The organism is Methyloceanibacter methanicus, assembly GCF_001723285.1.
Taxonomy (GTDB): domain Bacteria; phylum Pseudomonadota; class Alphaproteobacteria; order Rhizobiales; family Methyloligellaceae; genus Methyloceanibacter; species Methyloceanibacter methanicus.
This window is the reverse complement of sequence record NZ_LPWG01000010.1, coordinates 43,163-60,264: the sequence shown is the minus strand read 5'-3', so window position 1 is coordinate 60,264 and position 17,102 is coordinate 43,163. Positions and strand designations below refer to the sequence as shown.

Here is a 17,102-nt window from a genome sequence, read left to right as displayed (position 1 = left end):
CCGCCCTCAAGTAGCCGTTAGGCGATAGGGCGAATAAACAAGCCCTCAAGTAGCGCGAAGCGCGGTAGGGCGAATAAACACGCCCTCAAGCAGCCGCCAGGCGGTAGGGCAAAAAGGACCCCCCCGGCCGCGATCAGCCTTTGTCGCCCTGGGAGGCCTTCGCCTCTTCGAGCTTGCGGATGTCTTCCTTGCTCAGCGTCGGGCGCTCAATGTCGAGGGTGATCTTCTCGATCGTCCCGTCGAAGGTGAACGGCACCTGATAGTCCGCATCGTTGACGCCCGTGAGCGTGTCGGAGCCGATATCCTGCGCCTCGTCCCAGGCGAGCGTGATGGGGATGGTCTTCTCCATCTTCTTCCGCGCGACTTCCTTGCCGTCGATGCGGATCACGCCTTCGCCGGGTTTCCCGACGCCGGAGAGATTGTTATAGGCGAAGGTTCCCATACCGAGCCCGTCATAGGTGAACTCGAACTCGACCGTATGCTTGCCGGGTGTCAACGTCTCGGACGATTCCCAGCGGACGCGGTCGAGGTCCAGAAGGTCCCAGGTGTAGACCGGCTTGCCTTTCAAGAGGTAGAAGCCGTGGCCGCCGAACTTGCCGCCTTGGGTGAACAGCATGCCGTTCCCGCCGCCTTCGGGCACGTCGATCTCCGCCGTGATCTTGTAGGACGTCGCCAGCAGCAGCGGCTCCACGCCGTTCGGAATGCCGGTGATCGGTTTCGTGTACACGAACCGCGAATGGCCCGCCGTCACGCTCGGCCGCGGCGTCACCAAACGCGTGGCGACGGCGTTGTTGAGCGGGAAGACGTGATATTTCGACGCCTCGACGATCCAGAGCTCCTGCATCTCGCGAAGCTTGTCCGGCATCTTCTCGGCAAGGTCGGTGTATTGGGTCCAGTCGTTCTTCAGGTCGTACAGCTCCCATTTGTAGCTGTTCATCACGTCCGTCGGGGGCACCGAGAACAGCGCCCAGGGATCGACGATCGGATGGGTGTTGGCGAACCAGCCGTCCGCATAGATGGCGCGGTTGCCGAACATCTCGAAATACTGGACGGTCCGCTGCGAGGGATCGTCGGGCCCGTCGTCCCAGGTGTAGGCCATGCTGATGCCGTCCATCGGCTTCTGCTCGATGCCGTAGGCGAAGCGCGGCGCGGGAATGTCGGATGCCTCCAGCAGTGTCGGCACGATGTCGATGAAATGGTGGAACTGGTTGCGCACGCCGCCCACGTTCTTGATGCGCGCCGGCCAGGACATGACCATGCCCTGCTTGATGCCGCCGAAATGGGACGCGATCTGCTTGGTCCATTTGAACGGCGTGTCGAAGGCCCAGGTCCACGCGACCGCCATATGCGGATAGGTCTGGTCCGAGCCCCACAGGTCGTAGAAGTCGCGCAGCTGGACATCGACCGGCGGCGTCACGCCGTTGAACTGCGCCACTTCGTTGGGCGTGCCGATGGGCGAGCCTTCCGCGCTCGAGCCGTTGTCGCCCACGATGTAGATGACGAGCGTGTTTTCGAGCTGGCCGAGATCCTCGATCGCCTTGATCACGCGGCCGGTCTCGTGGTCGCAATAGGCGAGATAGGCCGCATAGACGTCGACCTGACGGATGAACAGCTTCTTCTCGTCGTCCGTCAGCTCATCCCATTTCTTGAGGCCGTCGGGCCAGGGCGTGAGCTTGGCGTCCTCCGGGATCACGCCGAGCCGCTTCTGATTGGCGTAGATCGTTTCGCGCAGCTTGTTCCAGCCTTCGTCGAACAAGTGCATGTCGCTGATCTTCTCGATCCATTCCTTGGTCGGATGATGCGGCGCATGGGTCGCGCCCGGTGCGAGGTAGACGAAGAACGGCTGCTCGGGATCGATGGACTTGACCATGTTGATCTGGCGGATCGCATCGTCCGCCTCGGCCGTGATCAGGTTCCAGCCGGGATTGTCGCGGAATGGATAGATCGCCGTCGTGTTGCGGAACAGGTTCGGCTGCCATTGGTTCGCGTCGCCGCCCATGAAGCCGTAGAAATAATCGAAGCCGAAAAGCTGTCCGGTCGGCCATTGATCGAAGGGACCGATCTGGCTTTCCTGCCAGGGCGGCGTGTTGTGGTTCTTGCCGAACCACGACGTGTTGTAGCCGTTCGCCCGGAGAATGCCGCCGATCGAGACGGCGTCGCGGCCCATGAAGGCGTCATAGCCCGGGAAGCCGGTCGAGGCCTCGGCGATATTGCCGAACCCGACATTGTGGTGGTTGCGCCCCGTCAGCAGCGCCGCGCGAGAGGGCGAACACAGCGCTGTCGAATGAAAGTTCGTGTAGCGAAGCCCGCGCTCGGCGAGCCGGTCGAGCGTCGGCGTCGGGATCACGCCGCCAAAGGTGGAGGCCGCGCCGTATCCGGTATCGTCGGTCATCACCAGGAGGATGTTCGGCGCGCCCTTTGGCGGGACGACGCGGGCCGGCCAGAAGGGCCTCGACTTGTCGTTGTTGAGCTCGATCGTGCCGCCGAACGGCTCTTGCGGATTGGGAATGTAGTTGCCGTCGATCGTGGTCGTGGAACTCGGCGCGCCCGGTGTCCCGGTTGTCTGGGCGTAGAGATCGGATTTGACGTGCGTGGCGAGATGGCCATCCATCGTGTCCTGGGCGAGAGCTGCGAAGGGCGCTCCCGTCGCGAAGACGAAGCCCGTGACAAAGCGGAGAAGAATACGGTTCATGGCGTGCTCCATGCTCGCTGGATCGATGCCGGCGTCCAGACGCCGCGCGGCAAATCGGAATATGTCGAAACCACTTCGCGCTTCTAACATTCGCCCTCGGCCGCACCCTTGCCATTTGGTGCCAGATTTCGGGCCGAGACATCACCGCCGATCGGCTTGCGGGCTGTGGGCAAGGTGGCGCGAAGCGGTTAGTCTAAAAGTGATTCGTCCTTGCGGCTGACGTCCGTCAGCCCGGTTTCGCGTCCAATCTGCGGCAAGTCTTCAGACGCGTGAGTTTCAGAACCGCAAGGGCAACGTCAGACGCGGCGCGGAAGAGCACTGCCGCCGGACGTTCGGCATCGCGGCGGCGTGGAGCGAGGGGGACCATGCGGACCAGCACAGAGGGGGCAACGCCTGAATCAAGGTGGCCTACGACGCTGTCCCGCGTTCTTGCTTATTCCGTCCCGGCGTGGCTCCTGTCCGTCCCTGGCGCCCACGCTGAAGACGGCGGCTTCCTGCACCCCGTCACGCTCCTCAAGCTCGGTATCGACCTGGGCATCATCGCCTTTTCAGTGGGCATGGTCATCGCCTGCCTCCGCGCGATCAAACGGGCCCGGGCGCGCGAAGCCAGTGCGGCCGCGGAGGCCGAGCGCCTCGCGCTGAGCGAGAACACGCTCGAGACCGTTCTCGCCGCCGAACCGCAAGCGCTTCTCACGCTCGGCGAAACGGCAAAGCCCGACCTGCTCGTCTCCAACCTGCCCGGCGCATTCGGGGTGCCGCGCGATGCCATGCGGCTCCTTGCCTTCGAGCAATGGCTCGATGCCGCCTCCGCGGCGGACCTCGAAACGGCCATGAAGGCGCTCGCCGAACATGGCGAGCCGTTCAATTTGATGCTGCGCACGAAACGCGAGCGCTACGTGGAAGCGGACGGACGCACCGCCGGCCACACGCTCGTTCTCAAGGTCCGCGACATCGCCGGCCAGCGGCTCGAACTGGCCGAGCTTTCGGCGAAGCACAAGGAACTCGAGAAGCAGGTCGCGGCCCTGCGGTCCCTGCTCGACGAGTCCAAGCGCAACGAGCGCGACAACGCCGAGGCGCGCGCTCTGCTGGACACGCACTTCCGCAGCTTCGACCGTCTCGCCACCGCCTTCGCCGTGTTCGACTCCACGCAGCGGCTGGCCCACTACAATCAAGCCTATGTGGACCTCTGGCACCTCGACCCGGGCTGGCTGGAGACGCGTCCGCGCGACGGCGAAATCCTCGACCGGCTGCGCCAAGCACGCCGTCTCGAGGAGCGCGCCGAATTCCGGGCCTGGAAGCAGGACTGGTTGTCCGTCTACGGCACCGGCAAGCAGGTCGAAGCGCGCTGGCACCTGCCGGACGGCAGCATGCTTCACGTGGTGGCGGACTCCAACGCCGACGGAGGCATCACGTATCTTTACGAGAACGTCACCGAGCACATCGCCTTGGAGAGCCGCTACACGCCCTCAGCCAAGTGCAGCGCGAGACCCTCGACACGTTGCGTGAAGGCGTCGCCGTGTTCGGTTCCGACGGACGCTTGCGGCTCTACAACAGCGCGTTCGCGGCCATCTGGTGCCTGACGCCGAAGCTCCTGGATGCCGAACCGCACGTCGACGAAGTCACGGCTTGGTGCAGCCTTCTATACGATGCGCCCGAGGAGTGGGAACGGACCCGGGCGATCGTGACGTCCATCGTCGCCGAACGGCGCTCCTATGACAGCCAGTTCGACCGCCCGGACGGCACGGTCCTCGCCTGCGCCGCCCTGCCGCTGCCCGATGGCGGTACGCTGCTGACCTTTTCGGACATCACCGATTCAAAGCGCGCCGAACGCGCGCTGATCGAGAAGAACGAGGCCTTGGAAACGACGGACCGCCTCAAGAGCGACTTCGTTTCGCATGTGTCGTACGAGCTGCGGACCCCGCTGAACAGCATGCTGGGCTTTGCGCAGATGCTCGCCGAGCCCGCGTTCGGAACCTTGAACGACAAGCAGCGCGAATACGTGGACGACATCCTGTCCTCGGGCAATACGCTGCGCGCCATCGTCGACGACATTCTGGATCTGGCCACGATCGACGCCGGCTCCCTGCGGCTGCAGCTCGCGCCGGTCCATGTCTCGTCCATCATCGAGGCGGCCAAACAGGGCGTCGAGGAACGGCTCAAGCAGAACGACGTCAGGCTCGACATCGAGATCGAGGATGGGGTCGACGAGGTGGTCGCGGATGCTAGCCGTGTCACGCAGATCCTCTATAATCTGCTCTCCAACGCCATCGGCTTCTCCGAGCCGAACTCCGTGGCGCGGCTGACATGCCGGCGCGATGGCGCGATGATCGCCTTCTCCGTGGCGGACGAAGGCCCAGGGATACCAGAGGACTTCCAAGACACCGTGTTCGACCGCTTCGAAAGCCGCACGCAAGGCTCGCGTCATCGTGGCGCCGGGCTCGGGCTGTCCATCGTGAAGAGCCTCGCGGAGCTTCACGGCGGCACGGTCACGGTCGAAAGCGCGCCCGGCCAGGGGTCGCGCTTCACGGTGCGGCTGCCGCTCAAGCAGGACATGGAAGCGCCTGAGACAGAGACGGACCCAATGCGGGCCAAACAAGCGGGATGACCGAAATCTGGCGGCTTGACGGCGTCGATCTGGACCGTCTGGACCGCCTTGCCAACCGGATCGCACTCAATCTCAAGAGCGGCGACGTGGTGACGCTGTCGGGTCCGCTGGGCGCCGGAAAGACGACTTTGGCGCGCACGCTGGTGGGTCATTTCGACCAGGACAGCGAGGTGCCGAGCCCGACCTTCGCGCTTGTTCAGCGCTACGAAACGCCGCGCCTCGCCCTCAGCCATTGCGACTTCTACCGTCTGGATGCCGGCGAACTGGATGAGTTGGGCCTCGACGATGCCTTGGCCGATGGGGCTTTGCTGATCGAGTGGCCGGAACGGGCCGCCGGCTGGCTGCCGCAGGACCGGCTCGACATCGTCTTCGATGAAGCGGGGGAGCCCGACACACGCACGCTCGTGCTGACGGGCCGTGGCAACTGGGCCGAGAGGCTGCACCGGCTTCAAGCGATGGCCGGCTTTCTGGAAGGCACGGCGTTCGCCGAAGCGACGCGCTGTTATCTGCAAGGCGATGCCTCCGCGCGCGGCTATGCGCGCCTCGTGTTGCCGGACCGGCAGGCCGTGCTCATGAACGCGCCCCGGCAGCCCGACGGGCCGCCCCTCCGCGACGGCAAGCCCTATAGCGCGCTCGTGCACCTGGCCGAAGACGTCAAGCCGTTCGTCGCCGTTGCCGAGGCCTTGCGGGCCCGCAGCTTCTCGCACCCGAGATTCTGGCCTTCGACCTCGACAAGGGATTCATCGTCCTTGAGGACTTCGGCGACGCAGTCTTCAAGACGGCGCTGGCGCGCGGCGTCAACCAAGCCGGAATTGTGGGGACGGGCCGTCGACGTCCTGCTCGCACTCGCCGAGGCACCGCCCGACCGAACGCTACCGGTGGACGGCCACAGCCCTTACACGCTTCCCAGCTTCGACGCCGAGGCCATGCTGATCGAAGCCTCGCTGATCGTGGAGTGGCTTTGGCCGGCGGTACACGGCCAAGACCTTCCGCAAGAGGTCCGGGCCGCGTTCGAATCCCTGTGGCGGCCGCATCTGGAGGCGGCCGCGCAAGCCGATCCCGGATGGGTTCTGCGCGACTTCCATTCGCCCAACCTGATGTTCTTGCCGGAGCGCGACGCATCCGGAATAATCGGCCTTCTGGACTTCCAGGACGCGCTTTACGGCCCCTTGGCCTACGACCTTGTCTCCCTACTCCAGGACGCGCGCCTCGACGTGCCCGAAGCGCTTGAACGGGCCGAACTCGACCGGTACTGTGCCGCCCGTACGGCGCGGGGTGGGACTTTCTCAAGCGATGATTTTCGAACGCTCTATGCCACGCTCGGCGCCCAACGGAACTCCAAGATCCTCGGCATCTTTGCCCGATTGGCGCAACGTGACGGAAAGCGGGCCTATCTCGGCCACATGCCGCGGGTGGCCCGCTATTTGGAACGTGACCTCGCTCATCCGGCGTTGGCCGATCTTCGCGACTTCTATGCCCGGGCCTTCCCGGGCGCCGACGATCTCCCGCCGAAATCGCTCTAGAAGGGCACCGCTATGACTTCTGTTCGCAGAGCATGGTGCTCGCCGCCGGTTTCGGCGAGCGCATGCGCCCCCTCACCGAAACCATGCCCAAACCCCTCGTGCCGCTGATGGGCCGGACCCTCATCGATCATGTGCTGGACCGCCTCCATGCCGCAGGGGTCGAGACGGCGGTGGTGAATGTGCATTACCTGCCAGAGCAGATCGAGGCGCATATGACCACCCGCGCCGACCGGGGGCCGAAAACGATCATCTCGGACGAGCGCGACCAATTGCTCGACACCGGCGGCGGCACCGCAAAGGCCTTGTCGCTACTCGGCGAGGGACCGTTCTTCATCCACAATTCGGATTCGGTCTGGAGCGAGGGCGTGACGCCGGCCCTGCCCCATATGCAGCGTCATTGGAATCCGGCGCTGATGGACTGCCTGTTGCTGCTCGCGCCGCTGTCCACCAGCATCGGCTATAGCGGTCGCGGCGATTTCGACATGGCGCCGGACGGGCAGATCTCGCGGCGCGGCGAACGGCAGGTCGTGCCTTTCGCCTTTGCCGGCGTTTCTCTGTGCACGGCGGCGTTCTTCGAAGATGTGCCCGAAGGGCCCTTCTCCCTGAATCTGCTCTGGGACCGGGCCCTGGCCAAGGACCGCCTCTACGGCGTGCGCCTCGACGGCCGCTGGATGCACGTGGGCACGCCGGAAGCTCTCACCGAGGCGGAGGCCTCGTTCGAGCACGAAGGCGCATGAGCGTGACGCGTGTCTGAGCCTCGCGCACAGCCGCAGCTTTATACAATCCCGCCTTCGGCGCCGTTCCTGACGACCTTAGCGAGGGCCATCCTGGCCGGCGATTTGCCCGGCGCGCACGGCGCGAAGCCCGACCGTCTTACCTTGCCGCAGACCACGATCTATCTGCCTACACGGCGCGCGGCGCGCACCTTGCGCGAAGCCTTCCTCGAAGAGTCCGGCGGCGAGGCCATGCTGCTGCCCCGCATCCTGGCGCTGGGGCACGCGGATGAAGACGAAGCGCTGATCCTGGACGCTGACCGTTTCGAAGACGCCGACACAAGCCTCGGCAGGCCGGCCATCGAGCCCACGGCCCGCCTGATGGCGCTGATGCGCATGATCCTCGCCTGGGCGAAAGGGGCCGGGAGGGCGGGGCCGGCTGGACTTCAAGGCCCGCTCCCCATGACCGCGGCACAGGCGGCCGCCCTCGCGGCGGACTTGGCCAACCTCATGGATATGGCCGAGTCGGAAGAAGCCGATCTCGGCGCCCTCGAGACGCTGGTGCCAGACGACCTCGCCGCCCACTGGGCCGAGACGGTGGCCTTTCTCACCATCCTCACCGAGCAATGGCCGGCCTTTCTCCGCGAGGCCGGTCTCGTTTCGCCTGTCGGGCGCCGCAATGCCCTGATGGCGCAGGAGACCGAGCGCTTGGCCGGGGGCTCCCCGCATTCCGTGATCGCCGCCGGGTCCACGGGCACCGTGCCGGCCACCGCGCGACTGCTGCAGACCATCGCGCATCTGCCAAACGGGGCCGTGGTCCTGCCGGGCCTCGACCTGGCACTCGACGCGGAGAGCTGGGAGACGCTTCGCCATCATCCGGAACACCCGCAAGCCGGCATGGCCGAACTCCTGAAGAAGCTCGGCGCGACGCGCGAGGACGTCGCGCTCGTGCCTGGGAGCGCTCCCGGCGACCCGGAACGGGCCCGGCTGCGCCTCGTGAGCGAGACCTTGCGGCCCGCCGAGACCACCGATCGTTGGCGGCAGGCCTTCGACGGCGCACCGGAGCGGCCCGCAGCCGAGCTCGCGGTCGCGCTCGAGGGGCTCAGCCTCGTCGAGGCCCCGACGGCCCATGACGAAGCCGAAGTCATCGCGCTCATCCTGCGGGACTGTATCGAGCATCCGGGGAAGACGGCCGCGCTCGTGACCCCGGACCGGGAGCTCGCACGGCGCGTGGCCGCGCGCCTGAACGACTATGGGCTCGCCATCGACGACTCTGCCGGCACGCCCATTCGGCGCACCCTGCCCGGCGCGTTTCTCGACCTGGTCCTCTCCGCCGTCGAAAGCGATTTCGCGCCGCCCGACCTGATGGCCCTGCTCAAGCACCCGTTGACACGCCTCGCCCGGCCCGCGGGCGAGATCCGCCGCATCGCGCGCGTGCTGGAGCGCGCCCTGTTCCGGGAGGACTATCTCGGCGGGGGGCTTTCGGGCGCCGCGGAGGCGCTTCAGGCGCTGAGCCCGAAAACGCCCGCAACACCGGCCGAGCGGGCGGACATCGCATGGCTCGTCGCGGCGCTTCAGAGCGCGTTCGCGCCCCTCGTGGCCGTGTTCGGCGATGACGCGGGCCACGGGGCCGCAGCGCTGGTTCAGGCCCATGCGGCCGCCGCTGAAGCCTTGGCGCGCGACGAGACAGGCGCCGTGCCGCTCTGGGGCGGCGATGCGGGCGAGGCCCTGTCGGTGCTGCTCTCGCGGCTCATCGAGGAAGGCGGCGGGCTGCAACTGTCCGCGCGGAGCTATCCCGCCGTCTACCGCACGCTCCTGGCGGGGCAGGCGGTCCGGCCGAGACGGCCCGCCCATCCCCGCCTGTCCATTTGGGGCCAACTGGAAGCACGCCTGCAGCAGCCCGATCTTATGGTGCTCGGCGGCCTCAACGAAGGCTCCTGGCCGAAACCGCAAGACTCGGGTCCCTGGCTCAACCGTGCCATGCGCGAGAAGCTCGGCCTGTCGCCGCCTGAGCGTCGTATTGGCCTCGCCGCCCACGACTTCGCCCAAGCGCTCGGCGCCAAGTCCGTGGTCTTGAGCCGCGCGCTGAAGGTGGAAGGCGTGCCGACCGTGCCCTCGCGCTGGCTTCAGCGGCTGCAGACACTGGTCGATGCTGCCGGGCCGGACGACGGGCTCGAGGCAAGCGAGGACTGGGTCGCCTGGGCCAGGGACCGGGATACGATCGAAGCATTCGCGCCGGCGAAGCCGCCACGGCCCTGCCCGCCCGTGACGGCACGGCCGCGGGGCTTGAGCGTCACACAGATCGAGCGCTGGATCGCGAACCCTTACGAGATCTACGCGAGGCATATCCTCAAGCTCGTGCCCTTGACGCCGCTGGGCACGGCCCCGGACGCCGCCATGCGTGGCTCGGCCTTTCACCGGATCCTGAACCGGTTCACCAAGGCCTACCCGGACTCCCTGCCAGACGACGTCGAGGCGGTTCTCAAGGAGATGGGTGAGGCACTGTTCGATACGCTCGGCGACGATCCGAGCCTGCTGGCCTTCTGGCGGCCGAGTTTCGAACGCTTCGCCGAATGGTTCGCCGCGACCGAACCGGGGCGGCGCGCGAATATCGTGCGGTCCTTGCCGGAGGTCCCGGGCGCGCTGACCTTGCCGTCGGGCTTTCGGCTTACGGCGCGCGCCGATCGCATCGACGAGGCGGCCGACGGGAGCCTCGTGATTTACGACTACAAGACCGGCGCGCCGCCGAGCGCGAGCCATGTGACGGACCTCTACAAGCCGCAGATGCCGCTCGAAGCGCTGATCGCCCAAGAGGGCGGCTTCGAGGCGCTCGGCCCCCGCAGCGTGAGTGGCCTCGTCTACATCCACGCCTCGGGACGGGGCGACGGCGGCGAACAGCAGGACGCGAGCAAGGACCGGCCGACGCGCTCGCGCGCGCGCGGTCGAAAAGCTCGAGGCGCTGATCGCTCATTTCGACAAGCCCGACACGCCCTACGAGGTCAAGCGCCGGGCGAACGCGGCCTTTACGTCCGCGTACCGGTTCGACGACTACGCGCACCTGGCCCGCGTGCCCGAATGGCTGACCGAAGGAGAGCGGTCATGACCGCACCCGCAGAACTCGTTCAGACGGCCGACGCCAACCAAACACGCGCCGCCGAACCGCAGGCCTCCGTCTGGGTGTCGGCCAATGCCGGGACCGGCAAGACCGCCGTTCTGGTGAAGCGCATCTTGCGGCTCTTGATGGCTGGCGCCGACCCTGAGAGCATTCTGTGCCTCACCTACACGAAAACCGCGGCGGCGGAGATGCAGAACCGCCTGCTCAAGACGCTTTCGGGCTGGGCCTTGATGCCCGAGGCCGAACTGGAAGAGAGACTTGCTCCGCTCCTCCAAGACACCGTGCGCGAAAAGGACAGGCAGACCGCGCGGCGGCTCTTCGCGCGCGTGCTCGAAGCGCGGGGCGGACTGAAAATCCACACCATCCATGGCTTCTGCGAGAGGCTGCTGCAGCGTTTTCCCTTGGAGGCCGCTGTAACACCGAACTTCAGCGTGTTCGATGAGCCAAGCGCCGACGCCGCGCGGAACGATGCCTTCGACGCGGTCGCCGTGGAGGCGGTGGCCACGCCGGACAGCCCGCTGGGGCACGCGCTTTCCAAGGCGGTTGCGCTGACCAGCGAAGAGCAGTTCCGCCAAGTGGTGGGAGAGATCCTTGCCAAGCGGGCCGAGCTTGCGCGGATCGTCCGGCGCCACGCGGAACTTGGTCAGCCGACGGACTGGCCGCGCGCCGAGGCCGAAGCGCTGAAGACCTTCTTCGGTGTCGCCGAAAAAAACGAGGCGACGCTCGTCGCCGAACAAGCCTCGGTCCTTTCGGACGCGCAGATCGATGCGGCGCTCGCCGCGCTTTCCGAATTCGCGACCACGAAAACGGACAAGGGCGTGGAGGAGACCTTGCGCCGCGCGCGGCGCCTCGCCGGACACGGCCGCACCGGCCTGTTCAAGACGCTCTTCCTAACGCAGAAGGGTGAACCGCGCGCGCGGCTCGTGACGAAGGGCATCGCCGATGCCGCACCCGAGATTGCCGTCATGCTCGACGCCGCGAAGATCTCGTTCGCCCGCATCGAAACGGACCTCGCGCATTTGCGGGTCGTGGAGGCGACGGGGGCGGTCCTCACCTTCGCCGATGCGGTCCAGACCGCCTACGACGCACAGAAGCGGCGCGAGGCCGCGCTCGATTACGACGACCTGATCGTCAAGACGCTGGATCTGCTGTCGCGCAGCAATGCCGCCGCCTGGGTGCTCTACAAAATCGACGGGGGCGTGGACCACATCCTCATCGACGAAGCCCAGGACACGAATCCCGAGCAATGGTCCATCGTCGAGGCCCTGGCGGAGGAGTTCTTCGCCGGTGCCGGCGCGCGGGCGCAACCGCGCACGCTGTTCGCCGTGGGCGACGAGAAGCAATCGATCTACAGCTTCCAGGGCGCCAACCCTGTGCGCTTCGGCGAGACGGGGCGCCGATTCCGGGCGGCCGCGCGTGCCGCGGAAACGGCCTGGCACGACGTGCCGCTCAACGTCTCCTTCCGTTCGACCGTCCCCGTTCTGGAGGCCGTGGACCGCGTGTTCGCGCAGGACGACGCGGCACGCGGTCTGACCTTTCTGGAAGGCACCGCCATCCAACACTATGCCGCCCGGCAGGGTCAGGCCGGGCTCGTGGAACTTTGGGAGGTGGAGGAGACCGACCGGCCTGCGGACAGCGCGCCGTTCGAGCCCTGGAACGAAGACGAGAGCGGCGCCGACGCACTCGAAGCGCTGTGCGGACGCCTCTCCGCGCAGATCCGCCATTGGCTCGACACGCGCGAGGTCTTGGAGTCCCGGGATCGTCCCATCCGGGCCGGAGACATCCTCATTCTCGTGCGCCGGCGCGCGCCCTTCACCGCACCGATGATCCGTGCCCTGAAACGCGCAGGCATTCCCGTCGCCGGGGCCGATCGCATGCGCCTGCTTGAGCAGCTCGCCGTGCAGGACCTGATGGCCCTCGCCGACGTGCTGCTGATGCCAGAGGATGATTTGGCCCTGGCCGTCGTCCTCAAGAGCCCCCTATTCGGCCTCGACGAGACGGCGTTGTTCGATCTGGCCCATGAACGCGACGGCTCGCTTTGGAGCGCCCTGCAAGCAAAGGCGCGAAGCGATTCCCGATACGCCGAAGCGGCGACAGACTTGCGCGCACTGTTGGGGCGGGCCGACATGTTGCCGCCTTACGAGTTCTTCGCCGCGCTCTTGGGCGAGCGAAACATGCGTATGCGCAAGCGCATGCTGTCGCGGCTCGGACCGGAAGCGGCCGAGGCGATCGACGAATTTCTGGATGCCGCGTTGTCGTACGAGCGCGAGGCGGCGCCCTCGCTGCAAGGCTTCATCGCCGCTTTGCGCGAGGGGAGCATCGACGTCAAACGCGACATGGACCAAGACCGCGACGAGGTGCGGATCATGACGGTGCATGGCGCGAAGGGCCTGCAAGCGCCGATCGTGATCATGCCCGACACGTGTTCGGTGCCCCGCGGCCAGGGACCGCAGATCTACCGCGCGCCCCGCGCCGATAGCGTCGCGGACGACGCCCATCATCTGTTCTGGCCGCCGGCGGGCCATTCGGGCGTCCCGGGCCTCAGCGACGCCAAGTCCGCCGTCGCGCGCGCCGAGCAGGAGGAATACCGCCGCCTGCTCTATGTGGCCATGACGCGCGCCGAGGACCGCCTCTATGTATGCGGCTGGCAGGGCGTGCAGAAGCGCAACGATGCGTGCTGGTACGATCTGATCGAACAGGGCCTGCGCCCGCATCTGGTGCCGATGAAGGACGCGCAAGGCCGCGCCGTGTTCCGCATGTCGTCTCCACAGGAGGCACCGGCGCAGAAGGACAAGGATGCGCCTGCGATGAGGACAGCCGCACCGCTGCCGGACTGGGCACGAAAGCCCGCCCCGCAGGAACGGGTGGGTACACGGCTGTCCCCGTCGCGGCTTGCCCAGAACGCGACCGGGGAGAGCCCGTTCGGAGCCGAACAAGCGCCGTTGGGCCCGGGCGCCCTCGCCGAAGACATGCGTTTCGTGCGGGGGAGGCTGATCCATGCGCTGCTGCAGCACCTGCCGCAGGTTCCCCCCGAGGACCGGCCGCGCGCGGCGGACGCGTTCGTGACGGCCCGCGGCGAAATGCTGGCGCCGGCGGCGCGGCAGCAGATCGTCGCGGAGTCCCTCGCCATTGTCGGCGATCCGCGCTTTGCCCCTCTGTTCGCCCCTTCCAGCCTCGCCGAAGTGCCCGTGGTGGCGCGGATCGGCGAGGGGGGCACCGCGATCGACTTGGAAGGACAGATCGACCGTCTGGCGATCTTGGAGGACGGGCTGCTGATCCTGGACTACAAGACCAACCGTCCGCCGCCCACGAGCGAAACGGACGTGGCCCCGGCCTATATCGGCCAGCTCGCGGCCTATCGGCTGGCCCTGCGGACGATGTTCCCCGAAAAGCCGGTCCGCGCGGCCCTGCTCTGGACCGACGGTCCGCATCTCATGGAGATCTCTTCAGCTTTGCTTGAGAGCGCCGAACGCGACATCTTGCGGGCTGGTGGTGCCCTTGACGCACATGAGGGGCGCACCTAGGTTCCGGAGGCAACAGACCAATCCGGCCAGGGACCCTGACCGGCGACGAGGAGAGACGATCAATGGCGACCAACAAGGTTTCAGACGACACATTCGAAGCAGAAGTTCTGAAATCCGAGACACCTGTCGTGGTGGACTTTTGGGCCGAATGGTGCGGTCCCTGCCGCCAGATCGCTCCCGCGCTCGAGGAGATCGCCAAGGACCTCGGCGGCAAGGTCAAGATCACCAAGCTGAACATCGACGAGAATCCGAACGCCCCGGCCAAGTACAACGTCCGGGCGATTCCCACGCTCATCCTGTTCAAGAACGGCGAGGTCGTGGACACGCTTCGTGGCGCCTATCCGAAGAACCAGCTGGCAGCCTGGATTGGGGGCGCCGTCGACGGCGTCGCGTAGAGCGCACCCGCGCTTCTTCAGCTTCAGCCTTTATGCAGCTTGAGGACGTGGCCCGCCAGGTAGAGCGAGCCGCAGATCAGGATGCGCGCGGCATCCCCGCTCGTGGCGGAGCGCAGTAGCGCCTCTTGCACGCTGGTCACGGGAACGGCGTCGAACCCCTCCGACCGGGCCGCATCGGCCAGCGGCGCGGGGTCGAAGGCGTTCGGCTCGCCTGGGATCGGGACCGTGTAGATCCGCTCCACAAGACCCTTGAAGGGCGCGATGAAGCGCGTTGCGTCCTTGGTCTCCATCATGCCCCAGATGACATGCACGGGACCAGGAACGCGCTCGTCGAGTTCTGCGAGCGCGTTGGCGACGGCCTGGCCGCCCGCTTCGTTGTGGCCGCCGTCGAGCCAGATTTCCGTGCCCTCGCTGGCATAGGCATGGAGCGCGCCGATCGGCAGGCGCTCGAGACGGGCCGGCCAGTGCGCGCTCGCAATGCCGCTTTCGAGCGCGCTCTGGGTGAGCGCGTCGCCGAAAATGACGCTGGCGGCGGCGATCGCCACGCCCGCATTGTCGATCTGATGGCGGCCGGCCAGGCGCGGGAGCGGCAAATCGAGCAGGCGCGATGTCGTCTGGAAGACAAGCCGGCCCTGTTGCTCGTAGGCATCGAAGTCCCGGCCCGCCACATGCAGCGGCGCACCGACCTCATCCGCACGGGCCTCGATGACAGCGAGCGCCTCGGCCTCCTGCCGCGCGACGATGCAGGGCACGCCCGGTTTCAGGATCCCGGCCTTTTCGGCCGCGATCTCGCTCAGCGTTTCGCCGAGAAACGAGACATGGTCGATGGAGACGGGCGTGATGATCGTGAGCGCCGGCTTCTTGACCATGTTCGTCGCATCGAGCCGGCCGCCGAGACCGGTCTCGAGCAGCAAGAGATCGGCAGGCGCTTCGGCGAATGCGAGGAAGCCCGCAGCCGTCGTGATCTCGAACAGGGTGATCAGTGCACCGGCATTGGCGGCTTCGGTACGTTCCAGGCAATCGACCAAATGGTCCTCGCTGATCGGCGCGGCGCCGTGCGGCCCCGCCAACACGATCCGCTCGTGAAAGTCGACCAGATGGGGCGAGGTATAGACATGCACCCCTTTGCCGAGGGCTTCCGCGATCGCCCGCACAAAGGCGAGCGTCGAGCCCTTGCCGTTGGTGCCGGCGATATGCACCACGGGCGGGAGCTTGTCTTGCGGGTTTCCGAGATGGGCGAGAAGCGCCTCGATGCGCCCGAGCGATAGGTCGATGGATTGGGGGTGAAGAGACTTCAGCCGCTCAAGAAGCGTCGAGCTCATGACCTCGGACGGGTCGAGCGATGCACCACCAGCGCTATCGGGAAGAGTGGTCAATCCTCAATCGGCCTTATCGAAGGACCCTTGCTCCGGGTGCCTGGCTTGGGCGGCCCTCGTCAAAGGAACCGGCCCAATGCAACTCACGCATTCTGAGACGTCTGTTGATTAGCGCCATTGCTTGGTGCGCTCGTCAAGACCTCGTCCGTCTCGGGTTCACCGTCGTCGCGGACGGCGAGCCCGTTTCCGCTGTGCTTTGCGGCCCCGTCTCGTGCCTCCGCGGGCGGCTGGTCCGCGGCGGAGGCGCGTCCGCAGGCAGATGCGCCAGCGCCTTCACGGCGTCTTCAGCATTGGCGTCGAGGCGCCGATGGAGGAGGAGATTGCACACGCGCGCTAGCGTCGCGCGGAGGTCGTGGCGATGGACCACCATGTCCACCATGCCGTGGTCCAGAAGATATTCGGACCGCTGGAAGCCCGCCGGCAGTTGCTCGCGGATAGTCTGCTCGATCACGCGCGGGCCGGCGAAGCCGATCAGCGCGCCCGGCTCGGCGATATGGATGTCGCCCAGCATCGCGTAGGAGGCGGTGACACCGCCGGTGGTCGGGTTGGTGAGCACGACGATATAGGGAAGATTGGCCTCGCGCAGTTCCTCCACGGCCACCGTGGTCCGTGGCATCTGCATGAGGGACAGAATGCCTTCCTGCATGCGCGCGCCCGCGGAGGCCGCAAACAGGATGAACGGGGCATTGCGCACGAGCGCCGCCCGCATGGAGGAGATCACGGCCTCTCCGGCCGCCGTGCCGAGCGAGCCGCCCATGAAGTCGAAGTCCTGAACCGCGGCGACGACCGTGTCGCCGTGCAACTTGCCGATGCCCGAATGGATCGCGTCGTTGAGCCCGGTCTTGCTGCGGGCGTCCTTGAGGCGTTCCGAATAGCGCCGCTCGTCGCGGAATTTAAGCGGGTCCTGAGGCACGTCCGGCAGATGCAGCGCCGCGTATTTGCCGTCGTCGAACAGCGCCTTGAGTCGCGCGGGGCCGGTCATCCGCATATGAAAGTTGGAGCCGGGGACGACGAACTGATTGGCCTCCAGATCCTTGTAGTAGATCATCTGGCCTGTCTCCGGGCATTTGACCCAGAGATTGTCCGGCATCTCCTTCTTGCGAAGGAAGCTGCGGATTTTTGGTCTGACGACGCTATTGATCCAGTTCACTGGTCCAAC

At 66.6% G+C, this 17,102-nt stretch carries 9 protein-coding genes; 6 read left to right on the top strand and 3 right to left on the bottom strand.

Going from position 1 to position 17,102, the window contains the following annotated elements; genetic code table 11:
• Positions 1 to 133 precede the first annotated feature (133 nt).
• Positions 134 to 2,611 (bottom strand): arylsulfatase, encoded by a 2,478-nt coding sequence (locus AUC68_RS05295; protein WP_069436682.1) that lies wholly within the window; start codon positions 2,609 to 2,611, stop codon positions 134 to 136.
• Between the two features lie 446 nt (positions 2,612 to 3,057).
• Here AUC68_RS05295 and AUC68_RS05285 point away from each other — a divergent pair, with 446 nt between their 5' ends.
• From AUC68_RS05285 to trxA, 6 genes are all read left to right on the top strand, one after another.
• Positions 3,058 to 4,272: a PAS-domain containing protein gene (locus AUC68_RS05285; protein ID WP_069436680.1), complete on the top strand. Its 1,215-nt coding sequence runs from the start codon at positions 3,058 to 3,060 to the stop codon at positions 4,270 to 4,272.
• Positions 4,209 to 5,297 carry a sensor histidine kinase gene (locus AUC68_RS16695; protein WP_158008240.1) on the top strand — a complete coding sequence of 363 codons (1,089 nt, stop codon included), beginning with the start codon at positions 4,209 to 4,211 and terminating at the stop codon, positions 5,295 to 5,297. Before AUC68_RS05285 ends, AUC68_RS16695 begins: the two co-directional genes overlap by 64 nt.
• A complete protein-coding gene (gene tsaE, locus AUC68_RS05275; protein ID WP_141701103.1) occupies positions 5,294 to 6,820 on the top strand; it encodes a tRNA (adenosine(37)-N6)-threonylcarbamoyltransferase complex ATPase subunit type 1 TsaE in 1,527 nt (508 codons plus the stop codon). Before AUC68_RS16695 ends, tsaE begins: the two co-directional genes overlap by 4 nt.
• 32 nt (positions 6,821 to 6,852) lie before the next feature.
• Positions 6,853 to 7,557, top strand: coding sequence for a nucleotidyltransferase family protein (locus AUC68_RS05270; RefSeq protein WP_069436678.1), 705 nt, complete (start codon positions 6,853 to 6,855; stop codon positions 7,555 to 7,557).
• A gap of 9 nt (positions 7,558 to 7,566) precedes the next feature.
• Positions 7,567 to 14,172: a double-strand break repair helicase AddA gene (addA, locus tag AUC68_RS15615; RefSeq protein ID WP_083240443.1), complete on the top strand. Its 6,606-nt coding sequence runs from the start codon at positions 7,567 to 7,569 to the stop codon at positions 14,170 to 14,172.
• Between the two features lie 62 nt (positions 14,173 to 14,234).
• Complete coding sequence (gene trxA, locus AUC68_RS05260) at positions 14,235 to 14,567, top strand: thioredoxin (protein ID WP_069436677.1); 333 nt, start codon at positions 14,235 to 14,237, stop codon at positions 14,565 to 14,567.
• A gap of 23 nt (positions 14,568 to 14,590) precedes the next feature.
• Here trxA and AUC68_RS05255 read toward each other — a convergent pair whose 3' ends face one another.
• Positions 14,591 to 15,943, bottom strand: coding sequence for a bifunctional folylpolyglutamate synthase/dihydrofolate synthase (locus AUC68_RS05255; protein ID WP_069436676.1), 1,353 nt, complete (start codon positions 15,941 to 15,943; stop codon positions 14,591 to 14,593).
• Positions 15,944 to 16,076: 133 nt separating this feature from the next.
• On the bottom strand, positions 16,077 to 17,093 hold the full coding sequence (gene accD / locus AUC68_RS05250; protein WP_083240442.1) for an acetyl-CoA carboxylase, carboxyltransferase subunit beta: 1,017 nt from the start codon (positions 17,091 to 17,093) through the stop codon (positions 16,077 to 16,079).
• Positions 17,094 to 17,102: the final 9 nt, after the last annotated feature.

What these genes read in the sequence shown, in the direction of transcription:
- AUC68_RS05295 (WP_069436682.1), bottom strand. Translation starts at nt 2,611, where the DNA reads ATGGATGGCCATCTCGCCACGCACGTCAAATCCGATCTCTACGCCCAG.
- AUC68_RS05285 (WP_069436680.1), top strand. Translation starts at nt 3,058, where the DNA reads ATGCGGACCAGCACAGAGGGGGCAACGCCTGAATCAAGGTGGCCTACG.
- AUC68_RS05270 (WP_069436678.1), top strand. Translation starts at nt 6,853, where the DNA reads ATGGTGCTCGCCGCCGGTTTCGGCGAGCGCATGCGCCCCCTCACCGAA.
- tsaE (WP_141701103.1), top strand. Translation starts at nt 5,294, where the DNA reads ATGACCGAAATCTGGCGGCTTGACGGCGTCGATCTGGACCGTCTGGAC.
- trxA (WP_069436677.1), top strand. Translation starts at nt 14,235, where the DNA reads ATGGCGACCAACAAGGTTTCAGACGACACATTCGAAGCAGAAGTTCTG.